The following is a 25,952-nucleotide window of genomic DNA, read 5'->3' as shown; positions in this document are numbered from 1 at the left end:
GACCGCCTTTGTCGTACGTGCTACTCGGGATCCGGGGATGGCGGGGCCCAGCGTTCGGACCAGCTCCAAAGTGGCTGGAGGGCCGCGGTGAGGTCGATGCCCGCCGGGGTGAGTTCGTAGGTTTTGTCCGCGTTCTTGGTGATCACGCCCGCGGTCTGGAGGTGTTGCAGGCGGGTCGAGAGCATGCTCGACGAGCAGTTGCCCATGCGGCGGCGCAGTTCGAGGAAGCCGAGGTGGCCGGGTTCCAACTCCCAGAGGACGCGCAGGATCCAGCGTTGGCCGATGAGCTCCATGGTGGCCAGCACGGGCGCGTGCGCCGGGTCGCTTCGCCCGCGCGACGGCTTGGCTCCATTTGCACTTCTCATTTCGAACTACCATAGTGATTCTAAATTAGAAGCGTTGCTGTGGGCTGATGAGCGAGCGAGCAAAGACACGGCCGAGCCGCTCGCTCGTGCCGGAGCCGAGCGCCGGCGAGGCGCAGGCATGAGCGAGAGGCAGATGGTGGGCGACTCGACGGAACGACGGATTGTGCTGATCACCGGCGCATCGCGGGGGATAGGGGCAGAGACGGCGAAAGTGCTGGCGGCCGGCGGTGATCACGTGATCATCAACTATCGGGAGAAGCGCAAGCGCGCTCAGACGATCGCCGATGAGATCGGTGCCGTCGGCGGCAGTGCCTCGATTGCCGGTGCCGATATTGCGGATGCCGACGCCACCGCGGCCATGATCGCCGATGTGGTAGCGGAGTTCGGTCGGCTGGATGTGCTGGTGCTCAACGCATCCGGCGGTCTCGAGCGCAATGCCGCGCCCGACTATGCGATGGCGTTGAATCGTGACGCGCAGATTCGTCTGGTGCGGCAAGCCTTGCCGCACCTGCCATCCGGCGGCCGGATCGTCTTCGTGACCAGCCATCAGGCCCACTTTCACGGCCGCAAACCCGTTCCGGCGGACTATGAGCCGATCGCGGCCAGTAAGCGTGCGGGTGAAGATGCCTTGCGCACAATGATTCCGGAGCTGACCGAACGTGGCATCGGGCTGAATGTGGTGTCCGGCGACATGATCGACGGCACGATCATTGTTCGCCTGCTGGAACGTCGTAATCCCGAGGCGGTTTCGGCTCGCCGCGATCACGGTGCGCTGCCGACCGTCGAGGAGTTCGCCGCTGTCGTCGGCGAGGCCGCAAGTGCCGCAGGCGAATCCGGTCGCACGTTCTATGTCGGCGGTCAGGACTATCTGGCGGACGGCGTGGCCGAGGGTGTACCTGCCTAGTCGAAGCTCATCTCGCCCACACTCGGTCGCTGACCACCCGGACCATAGTTTGGGTTACTGATCGTTTGCCATGAACGCGCAGGTCTGTAACAACTTGATATCGGCGTTTCCGGTCGCGGGCGCGGATCTGGGTCGATAATCGAGGCGTGACGTGCGGTCGTGCGGTGCGGAAACGACGTTGCTGGTCCGGAGGTTCGCCGATGGCGGCGCGTTCCGACGTCGGTGGGAGGCCCAGATGAGGAATGTCGGGAATAACCGGATGGTTCCGGGGCGGGATATGTTGCTGGCCGCATGCCGCGGGCTACCGCACGACGATCATCCGATGCTGGAGGCAGCGGGGGAGTTGGCGCAGCTGCACGAAATCCGCGAGCGGACGCCGGTACGTGAAATCCCCAAGCTGGATCGGCGGCGCGCCCAACTGGTGCGGTCGATCGACCTGTGGGTGACGCTGGCGATGCCGGTCCCGTGCTCCGAGGCGCAGTTGCACTCCGAAACCGTCGGCGAGATCGTGGATCGGCTGGCCAGAATGACCACGCAGGCCTTCGTGCCGCTGTCCGAGGCGCCGGAGCCCGTTTTCTATGACGCGTGGGTGCAGCTCAACGAGCTGGCGGATAGCTATCAGGATCTGATCGACGGATTGCGCGAGGGTGCCCGCCGACTACCCGGTGGCTAACGCCCGCGCCCGAAAAGTCGGAACGAGCGTGCCGGGCGGCGCGGCAGAGTGGCGTAGACCATGGTCATATCGGCGAATACCTCCGCTTCCCGTTCGCGGTCGGCGCCGAAATGCTCGCGGCCGAGTGCGTGCTTGATGGAGGACGGTGAGACGGACGGCAGCAGTGCGGCCAGCGACGGTGTGATCGGCTCACCCGCCTCCGTACCTTCCTTACCGTGCCCGAACAGCATGTGACCGATTTCGTGCAGGATGATGTGATCCGCATTGCGCTCGGTGGCGGACGCGTCGTAGACGATGATGTCGTCGTGACCGCGCGCGATCCAGAGTCCGCTGCCACGACACCCGATATCCGCGAGCGCGGCCGCGGGGATCGCCTGCAGCGATATGGAACGACCACGGTAGGCGGCGACACTTGCGAGGTAGGCGGACAGATTCCAAGGACTGGGGAGGGGCACGGTCCGCGCTGCTTCACGGAAACGGGCTTCCATGCTGGTCATCGGGGCATACATTACTCACCCCGTGCACGGTAGTCACCTCACGAATCGGACATTCCGTCGAAACCGATAGCGACACTGCATAATTCATGCACCCGTGAGACGGCGTTCTGGTCGAGCCGGCAGACACCTTGGTGGGATTCATTGCCCTCTCGGAGTCGCCGTTGCAACACCCGGGGGTGGTATCGAAACGTCGTAGGTGCGGCGAAATTGGACGGCGAGCCGATCGCGCCGCACGGCGGCGGCGTGCCCGATCTCGGTGGGCAGGGGACGAGAGCGAGCGAGATTGATCATGCGGTACGTACTCGAAGAGTGCGGAAAGCTGTACCGGCTGCGGCTACGTGCGACATGCTGAGAACAGCCGGTTCCCCACCGACAAGCACGGTTGACGCGCAGGATGGGAGCGTGCAGATGAGCATCGGTAGCGACGCGGGATCGAGCACCGTTCCGCAGGAACGCGGCGACGGGGAAAACCGCCGCCTGAGCAGCGAGCGGCTGGTGGATGCGCCACCGCCGCGGATGGCGACGGCGGCGCAATGGTGGGCGCTGACCTCGCGCCTCGTCCGGCCGTCTTGGCGCAATGGTGAACTATTCACCGCGCTGCTCGCGCCAGTGGTCTTCACCGTCGGCTTCTACGTCCCGCTGAACCTCGTGATGTCACTGAACCCCCTCCGACGGGGCGGGCTCAGCAACTACGCGCAATTCCTCATGCCCATGATCGCCATGCAGGCGATCGCTTTCTGCGCCATTACGGCCGCATTCCGGTCGGCCGCCGATGCCAGGGACGGGCTCAATGTGCGGTTCGGATCGATGCCGATGCTTTCGACGGTGCCGCTGGCCGCGCGAGTCACGACCGCGCTGGGTCGGGCGGGAATCGCGCTGGCCGCGGCCCTCGTGTGCGGACATGTAATCGGCTTCCGCTTCTATGGAAGCTGGTGGGAAACAATCGGTTTCATCGCTTTCGCGATGCTGATCGGGCTGGCGCTGTGCCTGGGCGCCGATCTGCTCGGCAGTCTGACCAAGAGCCCGGAGGCGACCACCCAGGCGCTGATCCTGCCGCAGCTGATCCTCGGCATGGTGTCCAGCGGACTTTCCCCGGTCAGCCAATTCCCGCACTGGATCCAGGGGTTCGCACGCAACCAGCCGGTCTCGCAGTACGTATACGGGCTGCGGGCGCTGGCCGGTGATCCATCGGGCCACGCGGGCGTGGTCGGCTGGTCGACCCTCGGGCCCGGGCTGGCCTGGATACTCGGTCAGATCGTTCTCTTCGGTGCGGGTGCGGTATTCGTTTCGATCCGGAGGTCGGCATGACCGAGGTACTGACTCCCACGGCGGAACTGCCCAAGGTCTATGGTCGCACCGAGACCTGGCGTCTGCTGATCCCACAGACGCTGATCCAGACCAAGCGGCTGCTGATGCGCTGGTGGCGTGATCCGCTGACCGTCGTGCAGTCGCTCGTCTTTCCCGCGCTCCTGCTGATTGTACTGAATACCGTTCTCGGAAAACAGATTTCGGATTTCTCCGAGGTGAGTGCACTGTACGGTTTCGTGCCGATGTCGGCGCTGGTCGGTGTGATGTCCGGTTCGGTGGCAGGTGCCATCACCCTCGGACGCGAGCGCGACGAAGGTCTGCTGGCCCGCTTCTGGGTGCTGCCGGTGCACCGCGCGTCCGGACTGGTTGCGCGCATTGTCGCCGAAGGGATCCGGATTGTGCTGTGCACTGCGGTGATGTTCGCGGTGGGAGTGGTGCTCGGCTTCCGATTCGAGCAAGGGCTGCTCGCCGGTATCGCGCTGTTCGCGGTGCCGCTACTGTTCGGCATCGCCTTCGCCACCGTTGTCACCGCGGTGGCCGTGTTCAGCGCGAAAGCCGCACTGGTGGAGGCTGTTTCGCTCGGATCATCGTTGATGATGTTCTTCAGTACCGGGTTCGTGCTGCTGGTCGCTTATCCGCCGTGGGCCCAGCCGATTGTGCAGCATCAGCCGATGTCCTACGCCATCAATGCCATGAAGGGGCTATCCGTCGGCGGGCCGGTGCGCGACCCGCTACTGGCCACCATCGCCTGGTGTGTCGGCGCGCTCGTAGTCTTCGCGGTCCCCGCGGCGGTCGGCTATCGACGGGCCAGCCGCACCTGATCAGCTCATCTCTTCGGAGGCCTTGTCGATCAGCGCCATGGAGTCGCGCGGGCTGAGCGCCATGGCGCGCAGTTGGTCGAAAATAATGCCGAAGCGGCGGATCTGGGGATGGCCCTCGATCAGCTGGTCACCCGCGATGCCCTCGACGTACACCAGCTCCGGATCGGCGGGATCCTTGAAGTCCAGCAGCGTAAAGGATCCCGCCATGCCGGGATGTACGCCCGCGCTGAACGGAAGTATCTGCAGGATGACGTTTTTCATCTGCGAATCGTCGAGCAGCCGCTTCAGCTGTGCCTTCATGACATCGGGGCCGCCGACCATCCGTCGGATCGCCGCCTCGTCGAGCACCACCCACAGCTCTAGCGGATCCGGCTTGGTGAGATGCATGGCCCGATCCATCCGCGCCCGCACATTGTGCGACGCTGTGGCTCCGTCCAGCTTCGGCATATTGGTGTCGATGACCGCCTCGGCATAGTCCGAGGTCTGCAATAGCCCTGGGATGTAGGAGGTTTGGTAGTGCCGGGCCGATAGCGCCTCGGATTCGAAGTTGATATAGGCCGCGTGTACCTCGGTCAGCGTCGCCTCGTACGGGCGGGACATGCCGGGCTTGAGTGCGTCCGACAGGAGTTCGAGCGCATCGTCGCGCTGCTGTTCGGTGACACCGTAGAGATCCAGCATCGCCATCAGCGTGCGCCGCTGCGGGCGCGCCTGCGCCGTCTCGATGCGGTACAGCGTGGTGATATTGATGCCGGTCTTGCCGCTGACGTCCTCTTTGCTGAGCCCTGCGTGTTCGCGCATCTCGGTCAGCAGCACCGAGAGCCGCCGCAAACCCGCGGTGAGGACTGTGCGCTTGCCTGCCATGACAACCCTTTCACCCGGCGCACCTGTTAGCACTCTTGCGTACATGTCTGTAGTAAGTGCCCGCCACACACGCAAATATGCAATCGCAGCGTGGTCAGAGACTACCGCCTTTTACAGCAACGAAGTTCGGAGTTTTGGGTGCGATATTCCCTCGTCGCGGTGGATCGCGGGTCGAGCGCGCCGTGCTTCACCGCGTCGAACCGGGCCGATGGCCGGATCTGTGGGGTGCTCGTCCTTGTAGATGGCGCCGAATTGGCGCGCGCATCGGCCGAACGCCTCGTCGTATTCCTGCGCAGGGGGTGGAGGCCGGGCAGGCATTGCTCGAATCCTCAACCGGCGGGGTGGCCACCATTGCGCGGCACTGCGGCTTCGGCTCCGAGGAGACGATGCGGCGCATCTACTACGCTGCTGTGGTCGGGGAGACCGGCTGCGGCACAACCGGCTTCATTGCCGTCGACTCTGTTGGCTCGTGCCGCACAGGAATTGGTCACGCACGAGCTGGCGACACCACTGCGCAATCACAGCGTGCGCGGTTTCCTTTCCGGGCGCGCCCTCGCGGAGTAGGCCGGTCTGCCTCCCGGCGCGGACTACGACGAAGAACTGATGTTCCTGATTTGTGTGCTGCACGAGATCGGCCTCGCCGAAATGGCCAACGGTGAACAGCGATTCGAACAAGGCCGCGCTAGGCGCACTGGCCGGTGAGATCCTGCGGTTGCGCTACCGGAGCCGGCGCAGCCGGCGTGGGAGACGATCCTCGAGTCCGGCGGGGGCGACTAGTTACCTCGGGACGCCCCGACCGTAGGCGGCGATCGCATACTGCCCACGCGCCGGGCGATGATGTGGCAAACTCTTGGCGACCGGTCCAGCTCCTGGTGTGCATCGAGCGTGAAAGTCGTTGTCGCTAGCTGCCTGTGGGGTCGCCACTCGGTGACCAGGTCGTGACCGCAGCAATGAGAACGCAGTCTTGCGTTCTTGCATTTGTAAGAGCATGATCCAGCTACGCTAGTTGTGAAGAACCGATCCGATGACCGGGATAACCGAATCGAGAGCCAATCATGTTGGTACAAAGCGCGTTGGTGTCGGGTGAATTCGGGGTACGGCGATGAGCGCGCCCACAGTGGGGGTGCTGCCGACCGCTCCGCAGATATTGTGTGCATTTCAGGGCAGACGTTTTCAAGATCGTGAATTACTGCGTTCCGCACATGCCCTCGCCGAACTGCACGCACGCCGCGCCGAGATTCAGGACATGAACCTCGTTGCCGAAATCGATTGCCGTCGTAGCGAACTCGTCGACGATATCAATGAGTGGATTGCGCAGGAGATCCCGCAGCATCGCAATGGTGCTTCGCTACATACCGAGAGCCTCGGTGCGGTGGTGGATCGGATGGCGCGCAGCTGGGTGGATGCCAACACCGCCATCGATGTCGATGGCGCGCGTAGCGACAATACCCATAAACACTGGTACCACTTGGCGGAACTTGTCGACGGCTACACTGATCTGGTAACCGACGTGGCCGGTGGCCGCCGCCGTTTGCCTGAACAGTGAAGTCTTGACGGCGACCTTCGTCCGCAATAGTGACACTGCCCCAAACAGCGTTACTGCTCAATTGGCGACGTCCTGGGTCCACGTTGTCCGACCAATGACCCGACCCGGACGCTAACGTCGCCGGCACAGTGACGGCGGGCGCAACGGGGCGCCCCGCCCGGCGTGCCGCGTGGTCGACTGGCGCGGCACGCCCGCCACGGAATTCGCCACTGCTCTGAATTCGACAGTGCCCGAACTCATCCGGCCACCAGCCGGACCGCTGCCGCCGCGACGCGAATGTCGACCGTGTCGTGTGCGCGCAGTGCTGCGAGCAGCTCGACCCGCGGTGTGCCGACCAGTCGAAGTGATTCCCGCACTGCGGGATCAGCATCACCGCGGCAAGTGGACTGGCCAACTCGCCGCTACGGGACAGGGCACCTGCGGTGGCGAGCATGGTGTCCGAATCCGTGGTGTGGAGCACGGTCGGCTTCAGTCGTCGCGCGGGATGGTCGACCAGCGCGCCGCCCGCTACCGTACCCGCCTGTTGAACATGCCGTACGGTCGGTTTGCTTTCGGCCCAGCGGATTTGGGCCAGATGCAGACCTCGGTATGCGGCTATCGTGGCCTGCAAATGATAGAAGGCCATTCTCGGGAATTCGTGAGTGAGGGTTACCGATGTCGTACAGTTCGCCGCCGGAACCCAACCCGGGCTGGCACCCCGGCACGGCGGCTCCCGGCCCGAACGCCGGATACTCCGCGCCTATCCCGCCGGGGCCGTACTCGCCGAATCCTCCTCAGCAGCAACAACCCTGGGTGTATACCAGCGACCCCGGATGGCAAGGCGGTCCACAGCCCGCCGATCGGCGGCAGGGGCCATGGTTCGCGGTAGCGTCGGCGATCCTCGGCATCGTCGGTTGCGTACTCCCGTTCCTGCCGATCGACCTGACCGGCGTACGACCGTTGATCGGCCTCCCGTTCGCAATTCCCGGACTCGTCCTCGGGATCGTCGGCTGCACCGGACAGCGCCGTGCCAAGGGCCTGGCGGTCACGGGAATCATCCTGTCCGTCCTCGCGCTCACCGCCGAGTTCATCATGCTGCCCCAGCTGTTATGAGCAGCCTCCTGTGCTGAGAACTGTTGTCACGATCAGGAAGTGGCGATGATCGTGCTGGCGATCAAAGCGGCGGCCAGCCCGATGACCTGGCTCCGGCGCAGTTGCTCTTTCAGCGCGGACACGCCCAGGATTACCGGGACGATGGGGTAGAGCGAAGACAGCACGACTGCCACGGCCAGGTATTGAGTCCGGGTAGCGAAGAGGTAGGACACCAGTGCTACGGCGGCGAGGATGCCGGAACATGCGGCCAAGAGATCGTTCCGATGTCGTTGGGCCGGTGCGATATCCCCGGATCCGGATGCGAGCTGCCATGCGAGAAGGGCGACGAGCACAACGGCAGCGGCCCGGCCGGCCGTCACCGGCCAGATCCCGGCCGCGGGCGCGGCCTGTGCCAGCGCCAGATACTGCACGGCGATGCCGAGACCGGCGATCAGTCCGTCACCGATGGCGGCACCGGCAATCGGACCGGTGCCGGTGGTGCCGCCTGCGACGAGCCAGAGTGCGGGCAGCGCGAGCACGATGCCGGCCCACGCCAATGGTGCCGGACGTTCACCGAGCAGGACGGTTCCGATCAGGACCGGCAGCGCGACACCGCCGACGGCGCTGACCGGTACGACCACCGACATTGCCCCGCGGCTGATTCCGCGGAACAGGAATGTCATCGCGATACCGGTCCCCACGCCGGATAGTGCTCCCCACCAGAGATCCATCGGCTGGGGCACTGTCTGGGAGACGAACGGGCCGACGAGCGCGGTACCGACGAACCCGCCGAGCTGGCCGAGCAGAGCAACACGTCCGAACCCGACGCGCCGTGACGCGACTCCACCCAAGAAATCCGACAGCCCGTAGCTCAACGCGGAAACCAGCGCCAGCAGCGTGCCCACGATCAGATTCGTCGGTCGTTGCGCATCACTCATGCGTAACCGGAGGCCGGACCTATGTCAAACCGGGCGCGGCAGTTGCCCGCACTACGTACGAACGGTCGATCGGCGAGCGCACGCAATTCCGTTGTGGCGCCGGGGTGCTCGCCCTGCTCGCCGAGATGACGCCATCCGGCAATCGTCGGCACCTGACCGCCGCCGGGAACCGATCGGGCAGCTCCGCACCGACGGCACCGGACTGCGGTACTCGGCGGCTTGCGTCCGGCCGCGACCGTGGTGAGCTGCCGTCTGCGGTCCGATGCATTCCGTCGACAAACTCCTCACCCATGGGCCCGACGCCTCATCAATTCTGTTCCGAGGCAGAGAACTTATGTTTTCGGGCCAGCCGTGAATAGACGAGTTCTACTGTTGGGCAGAATATTTGCTGCATCGCGCAGCGTTCGACCGACAGGCAGGGCATCCCGATCCCGTCCGGCCGACCTTTTGTTCAGCGGAGCGGATATCGTTATCCGGTGAGGTGATCGGGGTTTCGACATGAGATACGACGAACTGCACGTGGCCGGTGCCGATGAATGGACCGCTGTGGCCAACAGCATTGTTCCGATGGACCACCGATATCGAGATCGGAACCAGTGGCAGGTCACACTGATCACGCAGCATACGACGAGCTACAACCTGCTGCGCTGGGATCAGCCGGGCGATCGACTGGCACTTCGCACGCCGTCACACATCCGCCGGATGCCCGCGGAGAACTTCTACTGGCTGGTGGTCCCGGAGCGCGGGTCGTTCACGGTCGCCGATGATCGCGAAATCACTTGTGTAGCACCGGGACAGGCGGTTCTGATGGGCTTGGACCAAGCACTTCGGTTAGGGGTGCCCAGCTCGGTGGCATTCGGCTTCCAGATCCCACGCACCGAGGTCGACCACGCGATATCACCGCTCGGCGCGCGTCGACCGGTATTCGACCTCGACTCCGGACTCGGACGCATTGCCCGGAACATGATCCGCGACACTCATGCCGAGCGATCCCGGCTCACCGGCCGTGACTTCAACGCGGTCTGCGACCGGACCACCGAACTGCTGTGCATGATGGCCGTGGGCGACAGCAGTCCGCAGCGAGCGCATCTGGCCGAGACGGCCGAGGCCGTGCGTCGGTACGTGCGCGACAATATCGGAGTCGCCGACCTCCGGCTGTCCGCGGTGGCGCGGGCATTGAGCTGGTCGCCACGGCAGCTGCGTACCGCACTGGAACAGGTCGGTACTACGTATCGTGAAGTTCGCCAGGATGAATCACTGCGTGCGGCACGCGGCATGCTCGAAAACTCGAGTACGACACTCACCATCGGCGAGATCGCCGCGCGCAGCGGATTCACCGTCACCTGGTTCTCCGCCGCGTTCAAGGCGCGATTCGGCGAAACCCCGAGGGAATTCCGCAAACGTCGGCTGGCCGAGACCGGCCAGCCGGCATCGGTAGTCAGTCGGCTGGGTGCAACCGCACCGGCAGAGTGAGCGGGCCCGCGGTCATGAACTGCGGGCTGACCGGAAGCAGCGCCGAATCCCGGGCCAGGCGCAGCAGCGGGAAGCGGTGGAACAGCGTGGACAGCGCGATGCGCGCCTCCAGGCGGGCCAGCGGTGCGCCCAGGCAGACGTGCGGGCCCCTGCCGAAGGCCAACTGACTCCGGTGATCGTGGTCGATGTCGAACACATCGGCGTTCGGGTATCGCTCCGGGTCTCGCCCGACATTGCCGTTCCAGATGACGATCGCGCCCGCCGGCAGGTCGACGCCCGCGATGGTGACATCCTGCTGGGCATAACGGAGGTTGGCGCTGTACACCGGCGACCGGAAGCGCAGTGCCTCCTCGACCACGTCCGCCCAGCGGTCCTCGGTGCGGGCCTTGTCCAGCTGCACCGGGTTCTCGCACAGTGCGATGATCGCATTGGCCAGCAGGTGCACCGTGGTCTCGTGGCCGGCCATGATCACCAGCCACAACATGTTGACCATATCGTCGGTGGTCAGGTTGTCGGTGTTGGCCGCCAGCATGGCGGAGGTGAGGTCGTCGCCCGGCTCGCGCCGTTTGGCCTCGAGGAATTCCGCGAGGAACGCCAGCATCTCTGTCATGGCGGCCTGCATCTGCTCACCGGTGCTGGTCTGCGACATGAGGGTGGTGGCCCAATCGCGGATCCGTGACTGATCCGCCTCGCCGACCCCGTACAGTTCACAGATCACCCGCACCGGGAACGGGAGGGTGAATCGCGGGACGAGATCGAATTCGTCCTTCTCGTCGGCGAAGTCGTCGATGAACTCCGTAGTGATCTGCTGAATCCGGGATTCGAGTGCGGCGACCCGAGCCGGGGTGAACGCGGCGCTGATCGTCCGGCGCAGCCTCCGATGGTCCTCGCCGTCCTTGTTCAGCATGTGGTCGATATCGGTGAACGCGCGCATCGGCCAATCCGCCGGAATAGTGCCGTCGTGCAGTGCCGCACAGTTCTTGGCGTTCTTGCTGAATACTGTGCCGTCGCCCGCCAGAACGTCGGTCACCGCCTTGTGGCTCACCGCGACCCAGGCCGCGACGCCACCGGTCAACTCGACCGGAACCACCGGCCCGCGTTGCGAAATTCGCTCGTAGGTCTCGAGAACCGTTTGTCCAGCGGTCGGCAGCTGGATGACCGACTCGGTCATACTGTCTCCAATGGTGTAATCGACGGATGGCACCCGGACCATCCCGGTTCGGGCCAGGTCAGTGTCGATCACCGGCGGCGTCGCCCGGGCCCCGATCCAGATCCTCTGCTCCGCAACGGTATTCCGCCGCGATCGGAACATAACTCCGGGCGCGGACGGAGTTTCGGCGGACGCGTGGCAAGGTGTTCTCGATGAGCAAGCTCAATTGGAGTCACAACGCCTATTACCAGCGGTTTCTCATGCGGCAACTGCCTAACCCGTGTACTCGGGTATTGGACGTCGGTTGTGGGGCCGGGGCATTCGCGGGGGAACTTGCGCGGCGGGTCGAGCACGTTGATGCAATCGACCGGTCGCCGGTGATGATCGATGCCGCGAAGCAGGCGACGCCGGACAATGTCCGGTGCATCCTCGGGGATGTGCTGACCGAGCCGCTGGCAGAGGGCGCCCATGACGCGATCGTGTCGATCAGCACGTTGCACCATATGCCGCTCGATGAGGTGCTGCCGGCGTTGGCGCGGGCAGTGCGGCCGGGTGGTGTGATCGCTGCTGTGGCATTGCCGCGGCGCGATCTCCGTCGGGAATTGCCCGTCGAGTTGGTGGCGGCCATCGGGCATCGGGTGCTCGGGATGGTGTTTCGGATTCTTCGGGCGCGTGGCCGGGGGAGTTGGTACGCGGTTGAGGAGACGCATGATGCCATGCCGGTTGTGCTCGATCCGCCGCTGACGACGCGGCAGGTGCGGGCGCGGGTCGCGGCGGTTCTGCCCGGTGCGCGGGTGCGGCGGCTGGTCTTCTGGCGCTACTCGTTGGTGTGGCGCAAACCCGCCTAGACGGCCGCCGCCTGTTTGGCCTCGCGCCGTTGTCTGCGGCGAATGCGGTAGCGGCGGATTCGACTCGCCAGCAGATAAACCAGGATCAAGCCGATCACCAGCAGTGTGCCCGCGCAGACGGCCGCCACGACCGGGTGAAAGATCGCGATGGTGACGATGCCGCCGACGGTCAGATCCTCGACGAGACTCATGACGATATTGCTCGCGGGCTCCGGCGAGGTGTTGATCGCCATCCGCGTTCCGGCCTTCACGAGATGGCTTGCCAGGGCGGTGGTTCCGCCGACCGCACCGGCCGCGAGCTGGGGAAGCGAACCATCCTGGCCTGCGAGCAGTGCCGCGACAACCGCACCCGATGCCGGGCGCACGATGGTGTGCACCGCATCCCAGAAGCTGTCGAGATAGGGGACCTTATCCGCGACGGCCTCGATGAGGAACAACACACCGGCCGCGATCAGCACATCGGTGCGCTGCAGTGCTTCCGGCACCTCATCGGACAGACCGGTCACGCCGAAGATGCCGAGCAGCAGGACCACCGCATAGGCATTGACCCCGCTCGCCCAGCCCGCGGTGAAGATCAGGGGCAGTGCTGACATCGGGCCATCGTATGGTGAAAGAGATCTCCAGTGCCCTCTGCGGGGGGATGCTGACCAGACATATGCGGCATCTAAGCGTCACCGACCGGTGAACCTGGGGGCGCGGCGCTCGAGCATGGCGGCGACCGCCTCGTGATGATCGTCGGTCTGATGGGCGATGGCCTGCATGGCGGCCGAGAGCTCGAGCAGGCTGTCCAGGCTCTGCTGTTGACCTTCGCGCAGTAGCTTTTTGGTCATCCGCAGGACATCCGGTGGGTTGGCCGCCACCCGTCCTGCCAGTTCGTGTGCGGTCTCGAGGAGTCGGCCGGTCGGCACGACGGTGGAAACCATCCCCCACGCCAGTGCCGTAGCCGCATCGATCGCCGCACCGGTGAATGCCATCTCGCTGGCTCGTGCCATGCCGATCGCACGGGGGAGTAGCCATGCGCCGCCATCGCCGGGAATGAGGCCGACCTTGACGAAGCTTTCGGCGAAAGTGGCGGTGCTTGCCGCGATCCGCATATCGCACATCAAGGCGAGGTCGCATCCGGCGCCGATCGCGGGCCCGTTCACCGCGGCGACGGTCGGAATCTCGCAGTGGTACAGGGCTTTCGGTATCCGTTGAATGCCGTGCCGGTAACTCTGACGTAGTTCGGCCGGCGCCCCACCGAACATGCCCGCGCGGTCGCGCATGTGCTTGATATTCCCGCCGGAGGAGAACGCCGTCCCGGCTCCGGTCAGAATTGCCACACGGACAGTTGAGTCTCGGTTGACCGCATGGACGGCGTCTTCGAGTGCCTCGATGACGTCGGATTCGGATATCGGGTTACGTGCTTCGGGGTTGTTGAGTGTCCAGACGACGATATCGCCGGTGCGCTCGATCAGGACGGGGTCACTCATGAATTCCTCTCCATCGGAACGGGGACTGTCGGCCCGATGACTATCCGAACGTCCACTGGCACCAGGCTATTACCTGTGGCAATGACCGGATTGAGGTCCAATTCCGTGATCTCCGGATGCGCGGCGACGACATCACCGACCCGAACCAGGAACTCGGCAAGTGCGTTCCGGTCGACGACCGGCAGGTGGCGGTATCCGTCGAGCAGCCGCGCCGCGCGGGTTTCGGAAATCATCTCGTGCGCTTCGAGTTCGGTCAGTGGCGCGGCGCGGAAGGCGACGTCCTCGAGGGCATCGACCAGCACGCCGCCGGTGCCGAAGGCGACGATCGGACCGAAGATCGGATCTCGGGTGGCACCGACGAGCAATTCCACACCGCGCTCGGCCATCGGGGTGACGACCATTCCGTCGATCCGGGCGTCAGGTACTCGCGCGGTAACTGTGTCGATGATGCGTTGCGCGTTCGCCGCGGCCGTCGCGGCAACGACGTCGAGACGGACGCCGCCGACATCGGACTTGTGGACTACCTGCGAGCAGACGACTTTCACCGCACATGCGCAGGCGAATTCGGTCACTGCCGCCGTCACGTCATCTATCGTCGTGGCGAATGTCCATGCGCCGGTATCGATTCCGGTTGCTTCGAGGAGCGCGCGTGCCTTCGGCTCGTCCAGGGCCCCGGGGTGCGTGGCCACCGGTTTGGCAGGGGCTGGCAAAACGAACGATGTGCGCCGGTGCGCCGTGGATCGCCGAACCCGGCGTCGATCCAGTGCCTCCGCGATCCGGACCGCGTGGTCGACTGATGCGACGACCGGTACGCCGCCGGCGCGTAGCCGATCGTGATTACGGATCTTGTCATTCGCGTAGCAACTCTGGACCAGTAGTGGCGTGTCGTATTCCGCGCTCAAGGCCAACAATTCCGTCGCGGTGTCGTTCTCGACGGATTCGAAGCTGCGGTCGAAGCGCAGGTGATAGCCGCCGAACAGGCCGACGATCAGGACAAGGCCGACTGCGGGGTCTTTCATGAGTATCTCGACCGCATCGGCGAATATGCTCGGATCCGCATCGGTGGCACCGGCGACGTCGACGGGATCGACCACCGAGGCCGTCGGGCCGAGTAACACCCGGAGTGCGGCCTGGGTCGACTCGGACAACTCGGCGAGCTCGATGCCACGTGCGGTCATTGCGTCGGCGGCCAAAGTCGCATGACCGCCACCGTCGCTGAGAATGGCGACTCGCCTGCCCGGCCGCACTGATGCGGTAGTTGCCAATGCGCCTGCCACGACGGCGAGTTCGTCGCTGCGATGCACCAACTCCACCCCCGCTTGCCGGAGCACTGCGGTGGCCACCGCGTCGGAGCCCGCGATCGACCCCGTGTGCGACATGGCGGTTCTGCCGCCGATCGCCGACCGTCCGCCACGCAACAGCACAAGCGGCTTCCTGGTCGCGGCGTCGGCGGCGGCGACCAGGAAGGCGCGTCCGTCGACAAAGCCTTCACTGTGGATGGCCATCGCCCCGGTGCCGGATTGCGCGGCGAGCTCGGTTACACATTCGTCATAGCGGACATCGGCCTGGTTGCCGAGACCGACGTAGGAGTGGAAGCCGGGTCCGCGCACCGCACGGTTGTCGTTGACCAGGGACAGGAGCATGTTCCCGCTCTGCGTGATGACGCTGATCGGCCCGTTGGGGACACCGGGCAATCCGACCAAATTCGCACCGGTTTCCACATTGAATACACCAGAGGTGTTCGGGCCGATCACCCGCACTCCGCTGTCGGCGATCGCCGACAGCAGTTCGGCATCGAGCTGCGCGCCGGCCGGACCGATTTCGCGAAAACCGTTGGCCAGCACGACCGCACCAGGTATTCCCGCGGCACCGCACTCGCGCAGCACCCGCGGCACTGCCGCGGCCGCCAGGGCGATCAGTGCGATATCGACGCCGTACGGCAAGTGGTCGATGCTCGCGACCACGTCCACACCGAGGATCTTGGTCGCGGTTGGATTGACCGGATAGATGGGGTGTGCGTATCCGGAGTCGCGTAGCGCTCTGATCGCCTGGTAGCCGCGCTTGGCAGGGTTGGTCGATGCGCCGATGATCGCGATGGAGCGCGGATCGAGCAGCCGATGCAGCGCACTGCGTTCGGAGATTCCGGCCAGTGGTGTCGTTGGTCGGTGTGTCACGGTGTGGTGTTCCTACTTTCTGTGGAAGACGGGTGCGCGCCGTTCCGCGAAGGCGGCCAGTCCCTCTGCCCAGTCGCTGGTGCCCATGAGCGCGAGCAACTCTTGTGGTTCGGAGGTGAACGCCGCCTCGAGCGAATCGGCGCGAGCCAGTGCGGATTTCATCCGCGCGAGCGCCAGCGGCGCTTTACCGGCCAGTGTGGCGGCGAGCGTCGTAGCGGTATCCATCAGTTGATCGGCGGGAACGCAGGCGTACGCGAGCACCCGATATCGAGGGCGACGACGCAGCACCGTGACCTTGCCAAAAGCTCTGGTCACGCCGCGCAGCGAGATCAGCGTGGTGGGAGCGGGCCGGATTGCGGAGCATCGAAGGGGTTGAGTCAGCGGCAGGTGTGGTGGTCATCGACTAGGTCCAGACATGCTCGGTTGGTCGTGTGCTGTAGGCAACAGTCTTGAGGCTTGTGTGCAACTAGTTTTGCAGAATATTGCCCGTATGCAAATTTTCATTCGAACAGTCGGGTGTGGTCCGCTGGAATCGCCGCGAGGCAGGATTGCCGGATGGGTGCACAACCGACGATCGAGGGGCTGCGGATCTTCGATGAATTGCTCGCCGAACTGCGATTACGTCATGATTCGCTGTCGCTGTCGCTGTCGCTGTCGCTGTCGCTGTCGCTGTCGCTGTCGCTGTCGCTGTCGCTGTCGCTGTCGCTGTCGCACAAGCGGCTGTCCGAGCGGGTCATCGTGGACCCGGAGGCAGTGGCATTCATGACGGTCTCGGAATTGGCGGCGCCGGTCGAGGTCAACGACGCGACTGTCGTACGGTTCGCCAACGCCCTTGGGGCTGAAGGGGTATCCGGGCTTGACGCGGCTATATCGGGAGCGGCTGCGGGAGCAGGCACAGTTGCTGCGCCGCTTTACAATCCTCGAGCGTCTTTCCGGAGCGGAGGGTGGCCGGCTGGAGCGAACGCTGGTGTTCGATCAGGCGAATATCGCACGGGACCTTCGCGCGCATCGACGACCAGGCCTGGAATGCGGCGGTGCGGCGGTGGCCGACGCGCCGGGCGTGCATGTCATGGGTTTGTGCAAGTGTCATACGCCCGCGTACTTGCTGGGGATGGTGCGTAAGGATGTTGCCCTCGTGACCGCGACCGCCGGAGCACTGACCGACGATCTGCGTCGGGTACGTCCCGGAGACCGCTTTGTGGCCATTTCGAATCACCGCTACCCGGTCGATGCGGTGCGCAGTGGGCGTACTCGCTCGGCCCGCACGTGATCGCAATGACCGACATCCGGCGTCGCCGCTGGCATGCACTGCGCGTATCAGGTGTTCAACGTCGACGCGGCCAGTGCCTCGGTGCTGCGCTCGATGACGGCGTTCACTTCGCTTGTCCAGGCGCTGGTCGCGGAGGTGCGCAGGTCAGCGATCATGAAGCGCGGGCATCGCTGCAACAGGACGAGCGGATGCTCCGCGAATTCGGCGCCTGTCTGACCGATCGGCGCGATTGAACAGGCCGGATCGGCTCCCGCAGATTTCTGCTTCAGTTATTTCCCGCAGGTCGTCTCGATATGGGTTCCGATGTTCTGCGCGGCAGTCATCATCCTGGTCGAATTCTCCTCGAGGGAGCCCATTTTGCTTTGCATTTCCGCCAGCGACTTCGACGGGTCGGAGGTATCGAGCTTGGTATTCAGGGCAGCTATGGAGGCTTCTTGGGCATCTGCGAATGTCTCCCAGTCCGCCTTGATATCGGCCGGCGCGATCTCGGCGATTTTCCTGGACTTGGCGACCAGGTCGTCCGAGGACGACTGTGCGCTGAGGTCGCCCATGTTCTCGACCGCTGCGCAATACTCGGTGGCGGACGAATTGTCACTGGCCGATGCATGCGATGACGATGACGATGACGCCGATGACGAATCCTTGCCGGCACAACCGGAAAGTGCTCCGAGGCCGACGATGATAGTGGCGATGGTGATAACAGTGCTACGCACGGATTTGGACCCTTCTGATTCATTGTTCTCGGTTCGCCGATCATATACGGCAAGCGGTATCCGATGGCTTTCGAAAATCCAAAGAAATAATCAAATATCAGCGGCAACCTCAAGTGATGCTCAAATTTCGGCACGGATCCGCAGATCTGTTAGACGTACGATTGTCGCATCGTGTATCGATTGACTGGCTCGCATGGTTGGTGCGCGCTTCGAACCTCGTTGCGGGGTGGTTCGAAGCGCGCACCATGCGGGCGTCCGGGGCATATCGAGCGCTTTGTCTCAGAGCCTGCTTCCGGTCAGAATGCTGCGGTTCGTATCGTTGTCGGTGGTCAGCGCGATGCTGTCCAGGCTCAGGAATGTGATATCGGGCTTGATCTCGAGGCTGAGCTGCAGATCGAGACGCCAACCGGGCGCAATGATCTCTTCTCGGGTAAGTTACCTGCGTTTTATCCGACGATACGGTGCAATCCGGGTTGGCGACATTCTCCTCCGCGTATACTTTGGGAGGAATTTCGCTTTCTGCGAAGGTCGGATATTGTCGGCGATCTCATGAGCAAGCGATGATCGGACACGCCACCCGCGCTCTATTTGCCAAATGTCGATCCGTGCCGTTCGGACCGAGCGGCGACCTCGCGCTACTTTTTCACCACAGGCAACCGCACTGCCACATGCAATCCGTGTGGATCCGCCGAACCGATCAGAATTTCACCCTGGAACCGCTGTGCCAGCGCCAGCGCGATCGGCAGGCCCAACCCGGATCCGCCCGTTGCCGCCGATGCACCGCGGTAGAACCGGGTGGTCAGCTTGTCGAGCTCGTTCTCGGAGACGCCGATGCCGTTATCGATTACTGAAATGGTGATCCACGTCTGCCCGCCTTGGATGCGCACTTCGGTATTCGCCCCGGCCCCCGCATAGCGGCACGAATTGCTCAGGGTGATATCCAGGATCTGCTCGAGCGCATCGGCGGGCACGGCCGCTTCGATCACCGGTTCCGACGGGATGGTCGATAGCGTCATATGCGCGTCGTCGAAGGCGACTTGCCACTCTTCGATGCGGTCGGTGACAACCTGCGCCACATTGCACTGGTCGGGCCAATGCGAATCGGATTGGGCCGGATCGAATCCGACCGGCGTCTCGGCTACGGTCAGTTTCAGTAGTCCGTCGAGTATCGCGGTGAGTCGGTCGACCTGGGAGCTGGCGCGGCGGAATGAGTTGTGCGCCTGCTCCGGTATTACTCGCTCCAATGCCTGCAATCTGATGGCGAGTGCGGCCAGTGGATTGCGGATGGCGTGGGCCGTGTCGGCCACCAATTGCCGTTGTGATTGGACAGAATCCGAGACCGCGGTCGCCATGGCGTCGAAGGACTGCGCGAGTTCGCGAACCTCGGGTGGACCGCCATAATGCCGGGCGATCGATGTGGGCGGGTCGTCGCTGGGTGCCGGTTTCGGCAATGTCTCGGTGAGTGTGGCGAGCGAATCCGACAGTTGGGCCAGCGGCCGTAGTACCCATCGGCTCAGCGCCAAGGCCAGCCCGGTGAACACCGCCAGTGCGGTCGACGCGCCGACCGCGATCAGTGCCCAATAGTCGGCGATCTCCGCTTTGGCGCGCACCGTCGAGGCCTCGATGACCACCGCACCGTCGACGTGGATGCCGCTGCCGACCGGGGCACCGACAATTATCGTGTCCGGATCCCAGGTGCGTAACCGGTGTGGCGGCTGGGTCGCCTGCCGGTTGCTACGGACCGTGGTGAGCGTGTCGAGCACCGTGGCGTCACGGGTATCGATACCGGTATTGGCATACTCGGCGCCGCCGGCGTCGACCACGAGCACGCTTTCGCCGTAGAGCGTTCGGTATCGTTCCATCTCCTCGACCAGTGCCTCGCGGTTGCCGGTCGCGAAGGCATCTTTGGTGAGCTCCGCGAACCATCCCGCGTAGACGTACCGGCTCAGCCACAGCTGTTGGGTTCGGGAGGTGGATACGCTCGCCGCCAAGGGAACCGCGAGCGCGTTGACCGCGAGCGCGGCGAAGAGCAGCAGCGCTACCAGCAGCCGTCGTCGCAAGTCGTCAGCCCGTCACTTGCCCCAGCGATAGCCGTAGCCGCGGATGGTCGTGATAAGGCCTGGCTTGCCGAGCTTTTGGCGCAGCGTCGAGATGTGCACATCCAGCGAACGCGACACGGCCATAAAGGCGTCGCCCCAGACCTTGTCCATCAGAGCTTCCCGGCTGACCGCGGAACCCGGCCGCTCGACGAGCGTTTCGACAAGGTCGAATTCCTTCTGGGTCAGGACAACCAGCTCGCCGCCGACTTCGACCTCCCGTGCGGCCAGATCTACTCGGACGTCGTCGGTCACGATCACCGCCGACTCTTGGCCGATGGCGGTGCTGGCGCGGCGGGTTACAGCCTCGAGCCGGGCGACCAACTCAGGGATGCGCGGTGGCTTGACGATGTAGTCGTCGGCGCCGTTGCGCAGGCCTCGTACCACGGTGCGCTCGTCGTCGCGAGCGGTCAGTATCACGACGGGCACCGTGCTCACCTCCCGCAATTGGCGCAGCACATGCAGGCCGTCACCGTCCGGCAGTCCGAGATCGAGGATGACCGCGTCGAACTGACGGTGGCCGAGCAGGATGTCCGCGCCTCGGGTCTTGCGTTCAGCGACGAACCCGTGGTCGGTAAGGACCTCCACCAGAGCGTCCCCGACCTCGTCATCGTCTTCCACTACTGCTAGTCGCACATGCAGATCATCCCCCATGGCGGGATCGGGATGTTGGCCGTCGGGCAAAGTGATTGTTTTGTCTTTACTTGCCGGGGCCGAATCTCCGCATTTCACGGGTTTCTCCGATCCGACTGCAGTGCGCCGGAGGTCGGCACGGTGGACGGCTGCGCCGTACTCGCCAACTGCCCGGACCCGGCGTGCGGGTGGGACGAGTCGACGGCAGTGCATGCGCCACCGTGCGGTAATGTCGCGGACATTGTTAATACATATTTGGGTTCTCACGTCCCCGCAACCTGTATTTGAATACTTTACATTGTCTTGACCTTCGATCATTGTGGGGATATTTATGTTGTGCGACAATTGATCTCGGCACCTGATGGTGTCTCCGATAGACCGGCGAGCCCCCTGCGCGACGGTCGCTGCAGCCCTTCCGCTTCGGTGATCGTCGTGGACCCCCGCCCGCTCGCCGGGATATCGATTGCTCCAATGGATTGTTTGCAATAATTTGGTGGAATTGCCACTTGCTCTAATAGTGTGGCGTGGGAACGGATAGTCGAATAATCCGCCCCCCGTGCATTCCAATGAATATTCAGAGCATTCGTCGAGGTCGACGTGAAAGCCTGGATTCGGTCAGCCGTGCCAGTCGCGCAGGGTTTCCATCGCGGCGGGATGCATCGGAATGTTGCCGGTTCCCGCCAGCCAGCGTCGATCCAGGAAATGGATGCCCAGCGCTTGCTCGGGTACCACGCGGTCGGCATAGCGCAGCAGCAGCTCGGTAACCGCCGACACCGCGGAATAGGCGAGCCGCGGGGAAGCCAGTAGTAGGTTGGGAACGCCGACGGTGCCCACGGCGGGACTGCCGGGATAGGCGTTCTCGGGGATGATCATGCGGTCGTATGCGTAGCCGTACCGCTCGGTCATCGCGGCGGCCAGATCGCCGGTACCGATCAATCGCATGCGCGCTGGGATATCGGCGCCGGGTGTCGGCACGCCACCGCCCCAAAGGATCGCGTCCACCTCGCCCGCGTACAGCTTCGGTGCCGCATCGGACAACTGTCGGTTGCTGATCGTCATGTCGAAGGCCGGGTCGAGGCCCGCTGTCCGGAGCATTCGTTCGGCGGTCAGCGTCGCGCCGGAGCCGGCAACACCCAGATCGACGCGCATTCCGCGCAGGTCTTCGACCCGCTGGATCGGGCTGTCGGGACGTACGGCCAGATACAGATACGCCTCGTACAATCGACCGATCGCGAGCGCGTCGGTAGCCCGGGCGTGTGCCGTATCCGCAAGGGAGAGCGCGATATCGATCTCGCCGCGCGCGAGCCGATCAAGGTTCATCTGGGATCCGGCCGTGGCAACCGGCTCGATCCGAACCGTGCCCGCCTCGGCGGCCGCGGCGGCGAGCAACTCGGCGATCTCGTAGAACAGGCCGCCGACCCGCGCGGCGCCGAGGCGGACCGTCGGCGGGTCATCCCCGCAGCCGGATACCGCGAACACCGCGGTGAGCGCGAAAAGCGACCGACGGCTGAGCATCGCGCGGCCGTCTCCGCCGCGCCGACAATCACGAGCGCTGTCAGACATCGATCGCGCTCCTGACTATCTCGGTCCCGCAGGGTGATGCGGCGGACAACGGTTGCCGCCGGGTCGCCCCTTCACACAGTGCAGGTCATTCCAACTCGTCGGCAGGGGCATGTCAACAGCCGGCATGTGCAGGTCGGTGGTGTCCAGTGTCGCCGGGCTGGTTGGTTGTGGTGGCGTCGTGCTGTGTCGGAGACATGCCTGCTTTATGTGTCGTGACGTTCGGAATGTCGCACTCGGCAAATCTCAACAGAGTGTAAGAAGTCGGTCGATTGCCCGCATCGGGATGTTTTGTTATCTAATAGTTACCAACTGCTGCTGTGATCAGTTTGCAGTTGGTCTTCGAAAGGGAGTTCTCGTGGCACGAGCCGGGTCGGCTGCCGTTGACGAAATGTATGAAATCCGGGAATTTGCCTGTGCCGGTCTCATCTCGGGGACTGGATCGGCGAGCAACCCGCGCGGTTGCTGAGTCGCTACCCGGATTACATACCAATGGCTACCGAAGGCTTTGTCCGCCGACCACGGATTCCCCCGCCGCGCGCGGCGGGCGGCGAGGTCGCACTCTCCGCGCCGCCGGAGATTCCGCGGCAGATACCGGCGGGCATGCTGGTCAAACTGATGCCACTCGTTATGGTGGTCGCCGTCATCGGCATGATGGCCATGATGGGCCGCAACCTGCTGGCCAATCCGTACATGTTGATGTTCCCAGTGATGATGCTGATGTCGATGGTCTGCATGATGGCGGGATATCGGACCGGCGGCGGAGGGCAGCGGGCGGCCGAACTCAACGAGGAACGCAAGGACTACTTCCGCTATCTGGAGCAGATGCGCCGCGATGTGCGCAAGACCGGGCAGGGACAGCTGGCCGCCCTATTGTGGAGCCATCCGGAACCCGCCGATCTACAGTCGGTCGTCGGCGGCAGACGGATGTGGGAGCGCAGGCCCGTGGCGGTGGCGATCATTTGTGCCGATCCCGATGCTCCCGCGTGGTCGTGGGCGAAGTGGCTTCCGCATGTACAGCATGCGGTGGCTCGGGACGGGATGGGTAAGGCGCGGATGGTCTACCAATCGCTGGCCGAGTTGGAGACCTCGATGGCGGCCGAGCTACTCGAGTGCGGCCGGTTCACACGCAACGCTCAGCCGACTCCGGGCCGGATCCGCCTGCTCGTCGTCATCGACGACGGATATGTCAGCGGTTCCGAACGGATCGTGAGCGACGCGGGCCCCGACTCGGTGACAGTGCTCGACCTCACCGCACCGCAGACCGGTCTCGCCGTGCGCCGCGGCCTGCAACTCGTGGTCGATGGCGGCATGGTCGCCGCGAAATCCGCGGCGGGGGTTCGCCACCGCGGATGCGGTGACCGGTGCCGAAGCCGCGGCCTTGGCTCGGGATCTGGCGCGGTATCGCATCGCGACCGCTGCCCAGATGATGAGCCTCGGCGACGAAACCCGCACCGATCCGGGCCTCATGGCCCTGCTGCGGATTTCCGACGCCGCGCAGATCGACCCGATGGTGGTGTGGCGCCCACGCAACGACAGGGAGCGGCTGCGCGTGCCGATCGGCGTCACCCCCGACGGCACGCCGGTCGAAATCGACATCAAGGTATCCGCCGAGAGCGGTATGGGCCCGCACGGCCTGTGCATCGGTGCAACCGGATCCGGTAAGTCGGAATTCCTCCGCACACTGGTACTTTCGCTTGTTGCCACGCACTCGCCGGATCTGGTGAATCTGGTGCTCGTAGACTTCAAGGGCGGTGCCACCTTCCTCGGTCTGGAAGGAATACGATTGTTTGAGGTTCGGTGCCGAATCGAGTTGCTGTTACTCAACTCAAAGGAATGCAAAGTTCGAGACTTTCGAACCGCCGGCGGGCTTGCGTCGGATTAACCTGACAGCACAGCGCGATCATAACCGGGCAAGTCGGGCGATCGCATTCTCTTTGTCTGCATGCGTGGGTCGGAGATTTGGGTCACGCCACTGGATTTCGCTGGTTCGGGCGAGGAGAACGGCAATGGTGGAAAGGTTTCGCATCGAATGACGGGGCAGCGCGACCAAGATCCCGACGACCAGCCGCAAGCGCCGGACGTCGCGTTCACCCTAGCGGGTTCGGGCGAGCAGTTGCCGGACGACGGCGTCGAGCAGCACGGTGACGAGGTCGCCGACACCGCCGATGCGTCCGATATCGCACTCGCCGAGGAGGATTCGCCGGATGTCGTGGCGCGCATTGTCGCCGAATTGACCGCCGTGGCGCCCCCCGCTTGGCGCAGACTCCACGCGGAGTTCGCGATAACCGTCGAAACCGAGGCCGCGCAGGCCGCCTTCTCCGTCGACGACACCGAGATCTCGGTGGCGGTGTCGAAGCAGGTCCTGGATTCGGTCCGTGCGCATCGGGAAGCGGCGGCGGATCAAGGCACGGAACCGTGGTGGCGCCTGCTGTTGCATGTGACCGCCGGTGGCGAGATCGATATCGAGCACGACTACGGTGAGCGCCCTTTCCCGGAGGGCCAATTGTTTGCGCCCGAGGCGTATCGGGCCGATCTGGATCGGTATCCGCGGGGACGGCTTCCGGTGTGGTTGGCGGCGTATGTCGGGCATGGCGGCAGGCAAGTTCGCGGCCCGCGACAGGCCGCGGCCGCGGTACGCACGGACCGTGCGGCCGGGGTGTGGTCGGAGCTGACGGAAAACGAACTTCCCGCGTTCCCGGTGATGTGGGCGCGCTGGGCGGCGATCGCGTCGGCCTTCGTGGCCGTCGGTTCGGAATGGGGGCCACGGATCATGCCGTCGCTGGCGTGGTTCGAAAGTTCCCGGCGCAGCGGTTCGACCCTGTGTGCCCTGCCCGGAGGGCGGGCCGTGCTATCGGGTGGTGTGTGGAATGCATCGGCCTTGGACGCCACCTACAACGACAGCGCGGACATGCCGAATTTCTTTGCGGGAGCACCGGAATGGGTGGCCGATCAGGTACTCAATCCGCGGGCCGAATCCGGTCTGCTGTCGTTCTGCTACTGGTGGGATGCCGGTCGATGGTATCGGGGCGAATCGCCGTCCGCCGAAGAGTGTGCTCCGGCGATACCCGGTGTATGGAGCGCCGACACCGTATCCGACATCATCGCGCGGCTCGTGGCCGCGCAGCCGAGCGGCGAGCAACAAGCCGCGGCCCGAAATCTGGTCGCGGCGGCCGATGTCGGTGTCGTCACTCGGGATTCTGTCGCAAACCTCTTCGCGGACAACGGAATCAACGATATCGACGGTGCGCTTTTCCAACTCGGTATGGCCGGGCTGGTTACCGAGGTGGCCGACCCGATGCCGAAGGAGTTGGCCGTCACCAGGATTCGCCAGTACGTCCTCGGGCGCGGATTGGACACCACCGGCTATCCACTGGACGAACTCGTCGCCGATCGGCTCAGTTGTGGCTGGATGGTGTATGTCCCGGTGTCGTCTGGTGAAATCGCCATCGGCCGCGCGATCTTCTATATCGCCGACGACGGTGTGCTGGAACCGTCCTCGTCCTCGGTGCCACCGACGAAGTTCGTGGCCGGATTCGAGCAGCGCTTCCAGCAACGTCGGCGCTCAGGGGTGTGATG

At 64.4% G+C, this 25,952-nt stretch carries 24 protein-coding genes and 1 pseudogene; 12 read left to right on the top strand and 13 right to left on the bottom strand.

The window, feature by feature from the left end; all coding sequences use genetic code 11:
- Positions 1–20 precede the first annotated feature (20 nt).
- Positions 21–365, bottom strand: coding sequence for a helix-turn-helix domain-containing protein (locus OIE68_RS21130; protein WP_327101079.1), 345 nt, complete (start codon positions 363–365; stop codon positions 21–23).
- Between the two features lie 118 nt (positions 366–483).
- Here OIE68_RS21130 and OIE68_RS21125 point away from each other — a divergent pair, with 118 nt between their 5' ends.
- Both OIE68_RS21125 and OIE68_RS21120 read left to right on the top strand, forming a co-directional pair.
- Complete coding sequence (locus tag OIE68_RS21125) at positions 484–1,269, top strand: SDR family oxidoreductase (protein ID WP_327101078.1); 786 nt, start codon at positions 484–486, stop codon at positions 1,267–1,269.
- Positions 1,270–1,504: 235 nt separating this feature from the next.
- Complete coding sequence (locus OIE68_RS21120) at positions 1,505–1,942, top strand: DUF4254 domain-containing protein (RefSeq protein WP_327101077.1); 438 nt, start codon at positions 1,505–1,507, stop codon at positions 1,940–1,942.
- Here OIE68_RS21120 and OIE68_RS21115 read toward each other — a convergent pair.
- Positions 1,939–2,439: a hypothetical protein gene (locus OIE68_RS21115; protein ID WP_327101076.1), complete on the bottom strand. Its 501-nt coding sequence runs from the start codon at positions 2,437–2,439 to the stop codon at positions 1,939–1,941. The genes OIE68_RS21120 and OIE68_RS21115 overlap by 4 nt on opposite strands.
- Positions 2,440–2,847: 408 nt before the next feature.
- Between OIE68_RS21115 and OIE68_RS21110 the strand changes: the two genes are divergently transcribed.
- Positions 2,848–3,747 carry an ABC transporter permease gene (locus OIE68_RS21110; protein ID WP_327101075.1) on the top strand — a complete coding sequence of 300 codons (900 nt, stop codon included), beginning with the start codon at positions 2,848–2,850 and terminating at the stop codon, positions 3,745–3,747.
- The gene (locus tag OIE68_RS21105) at positions 3,744–4,568 is read left to right on the top strand and encodes an ABC transporter permease (RefSeq protein WP_327101074.1); all 825 of its coding nucleotides are present in this window, start codon (positions 3,744–3,746) and stop codon (positions 4,566–4,568) included. The genes OIE68_RS21110 and OIE68_RS21105 overlap by 4 nt, the downstream gene beginning before the upstream one ends.
- Here OIE68_RS21105 and OIE68_RS21100 read toward each other — a convergent pair whose 3' ends face one another.
- The gene (locus OIE68_RS21100; RefSeq protein WP_327101073.1) at positions 4,569–5,429 is read right to left on the bottom strand and encodes a helix-turn-helix transcriptional regulator; all 861 of its coding nucleotides are present in this window, start codon (positions 5,427–5,429) and stop codon (positions 4,569–4,571) included.
- A 1,102-nt stretch (positions 5,430–6,531) separates the two neighbouring features.
- On the opposite strand from OIE68_RS21100, the gene OIE68_RS21095 reads away from it, so the two are divergent.
- Together OIE68_RS21095 and OIE68_RS21090 are read left to right on the top strand one after the other, a co-directional pair.
- Positions 6,532–6,975 carry a DUF4254 domain-containing protein gene (locus OIE68_RS21095; protein WP_327101072.1) on the top strand — a complete coding sequence of 148 codons (444 nt, stop codon included), beginning with the start codon at positions 6,532–6,534 and terminating at the stop codon, positions 6,973–6,975.
- A 654-nt stretch (positions 6,976–7,629) separates the two neighbouring features.
- The gene (locus OIE68_RS21090) at positions 7,630–8,067 is read left to right on the top strand and encodes a DUF4190 domain-containing protein (protein WP_327101071.1); all 438 of its coding nucleotides are present in this window, start codon (positions 7,630–7,632) and stop codon (positions 8,065–8,067) included.
- Positions 8,068–8,099: 32 nt separating this feature from the next.
- On the opposite strand, the gene OIE68_RS21085 is transcribed toward OIE68_RS21090, so the two are convergent.
- The gene (locus tag OIE68_RS21085; RefSeq protein WP_327101070.1) at positions 8,100–8,984 is read right to left on the bottom strand and encodes an EamA family transporter; all 885 of its coding nucleotides are present in this window, start codon (positions 8,982–8,984) and stop codon (positions 8,100–8,102) included.
- A 498-nt stretch (positions 8,985–9,482) separates the two neighbouring features.
- On the opposite strand from OIE68_RS21085, the gene OIE68_RS21080 reads away from it, so the two are divergent.
- Positions 9,483–10,457 (top strand): AraC family transcriptional regulator, encoded by a 975-nt coding sequence (locus OIE68_RS21080; protein ID WP_327101069.1) that lies wholly within the window; start codon positions 9,483–9,485, stop codon positions 10,455–10,457.
- On the opposite strand, the gene OIE68_RS21075 is transcribed toward OIE68_RS21080, so the two are convergent.
- Entirely contained in the window at positions 10,423–11,628 is a 1,206-nt protein-coding gene (locus OIE68_RS21075) for a cytochrome P450 (protein ID WP_327101068.1), read from the bottom strand. The genes OIE68_RS21080 and OIE68_RS21075 overlap by 35 nt on opposite strands.
- 191 nt (positions 11,629–11,819) lie before the next feature.
- Between OIE68_RS21075 and OIE68_RS21070 the strand changes: the two genes are divergently transcribed.
- Entirely contained in the window at positions 11,820–12,455 is a 636-nt protein-coding gene (locus tag OIE68_RS21070; RefSeq protein ID WP_327101067.1) for a class I SAM-dependent methyltransferase, read from the top strand.
- On the opposite strand, the gene OIE68_RS21065 is transcribed toward OIE68_RS21070, so the two are convergent.
- From OIE68_RS21065 to OIE68_RS21050, 4 genes are all read right to left on the bottom strand, one after another.
- A complete protein-coding gene (locus OIE68_RS21065) occupies positions 12,452–13,048 on the bottom strand; it encodes a DUF4126 domain-containing protein (protein WP_327101066.1) in 597 nt (198 codons plus the stop codon). The two genes, OIE68_RS21070 and OIE68_RS21065, sit on opposite strands and share 4 nt — an antisense overlap.
- 78 nt (positions 13,049–13,126) lie before the next feature.
- Complete coding sequence (locus OIE68_RS21060; protein WP_327101065.1) at positions 13,127–13,927, bottom strand: crotonase/enoyl-CoA hydratase family protein; 801 nt, start codon at positions 13,925–13,927, stop codon at positions 13,127–13,129.
- Entirely contained in the window at positions 13,924–16,101 is a 2,178-nt protein-coding gene (locus OIE68_RS21055) for an acetate--CoA ligase family protein (RefSeq protein WP_327101064.1), read from the bottom strand. The genes OIE68_RS21060 and OIE68_RS21055 overlap by 4 nt, the downstream gene beginning before the upstream one ends.
- A 12-nt stretch (positions 16,102–16,113) precedes the next feature.
- A complete protein-coding gene (locus OIE68_RS21050; protein WP_327101063.1) occupies positions 16,114–16,416 on the bottom strand; it encodes an enoyl-CoA hydratase-related protein in 303 nt (100 codons plus the stop codon).
- A gap of 240 nt (positions 16,417–16,656) precedes the next feature.
- Between OIE68_RS21050 and OIE68_RS21045 the strand changes: the two genes are divergently transcribed.
- Positions 16,657–17,223 (top strand): hypothetical protein, encoded by a 567-nt coding sequence (locus tag OIE68_RS21045; RefSeq protein WP_327101062.1) that lies wholly within the window; start codon positions 16,657–16,659, stop codon positions 17,221–17,223.
- Between the two features lie 13 nt (positions 17,224–17,236).
- Positions 17,237–17,371 carry a hypothetical protein gene (locus tag OIE68_RS21040; protein ID WP_327101061.1) on the top strand — a complete coding sequence of 45 codons (135 nt, stop codon included), beginning with the start codon at positions 17,237–17,239 and terminating at the stop codon, positions 17,369–17,371.
- Positions 17,372–17,640: 269 nt separating this feature from the next.
- Here the strand turns inward: OIE68_RS21040 and OIE68_RS21035 are convergent, their stop codons facing one another.
- The 4 genes from OIE68_RS21035 to OIE68_RS21020 form a co-directional block, all read right to left on the bottom strand.
- Positions 17,641–18,084 carry a hypothetical protein gene (locus tag OIE68_RS21035; protein WP_327101060.1) on the bottom strand — a complete coding sequence of 148 codons (444 nt, stop codon included), beginning with the start codon at positions 18,082–18,084 and terminating at the stop codon, positions 17,641–17,643.
- A 635-nt stretch (positions 18,085–18,719) separates the two neighbouring features.
- Positions 18,720–20,144, bottom strand: coding sequence for a HAMP domain-containing sensor histidine kinase (locus OIE68_RS21030; protein WP_327101059.1), 1,425 nt, complete (start codon positions 20,142–20,144; stop codon positions 18,720–18,722).
- Positions 20,145–20,156: 12 nt separating this feature from the next.
- Positions 20,157–20,816 carry a response regulator transcription factor gene (locus OIE68_RS21025; RefSeq protein ID WP_327101744.1) on the bottom strand — a complete coding sequence of 220 codons (660 nt, stop codon included), beginning with the start codon at positions 20,814–20,816 and terminating at the stop codon, positions 20,157–20,159.
- A gap of 612 nt (positions 20,817–21,428) precedes the next feature.
- Positions 21,429–22,376 carry a TAXI family TRAP transporter solute-binding subunit gene (locus OIE68_RS21020; protein ID WP_327101058.1) on the bottom strand — a complete coding sequence of 316 codons (948 nt, stop codon included), beginning with the start codon at positions 22,374–22,376 and terminating at the stop codon, positions 21,429–21,431.
- A gap of 489 nt (positions 22,377–22,865) precedes the next feature.
- Between OIE68_RS21020 and OIE68_RS21015 the strand changes: the two are divergent.
- Both OIE68_RS21015 and OIE68_RS21010 read left to right on the top strand, forming a co-directional pair.
- Positions 22,866–24,150, top strand: a pseudogene (locus OIE68_RS21015) (FtsK/SpoIIIE domain-containing protein); the annotation flags it as partial.
- Between the two features lie 168 nt (positions 24,151–24,318).
- A complete protein-coding gene (locus tag OIE68_RS21010; protein ID WP_327101057.1) occupies positions 24,319–25,950 on the top strand; it encodes a hypothetical protein in 1,632 nt (543 codons plus the stop codon).
- Positions 25,951–25,952: the final 2 nt, after the last annotated feature.

It is taken from the genome of Nocardia vinacea, assembly GCF_035920345.1.
In the GTDB taxonomy this organism is placed as follows: Bacteria; Actinomycetota; Actinomycetes; order Mycobacteriales; family Mycobacteriaceae; genus Nocardia; species Nocardia vinacea_A.
The sequence above is the reverse complement of the archived record's forward strand: the minus strand, read 5'-3'. Positions and strand labels throughout refer to the sequence as shown.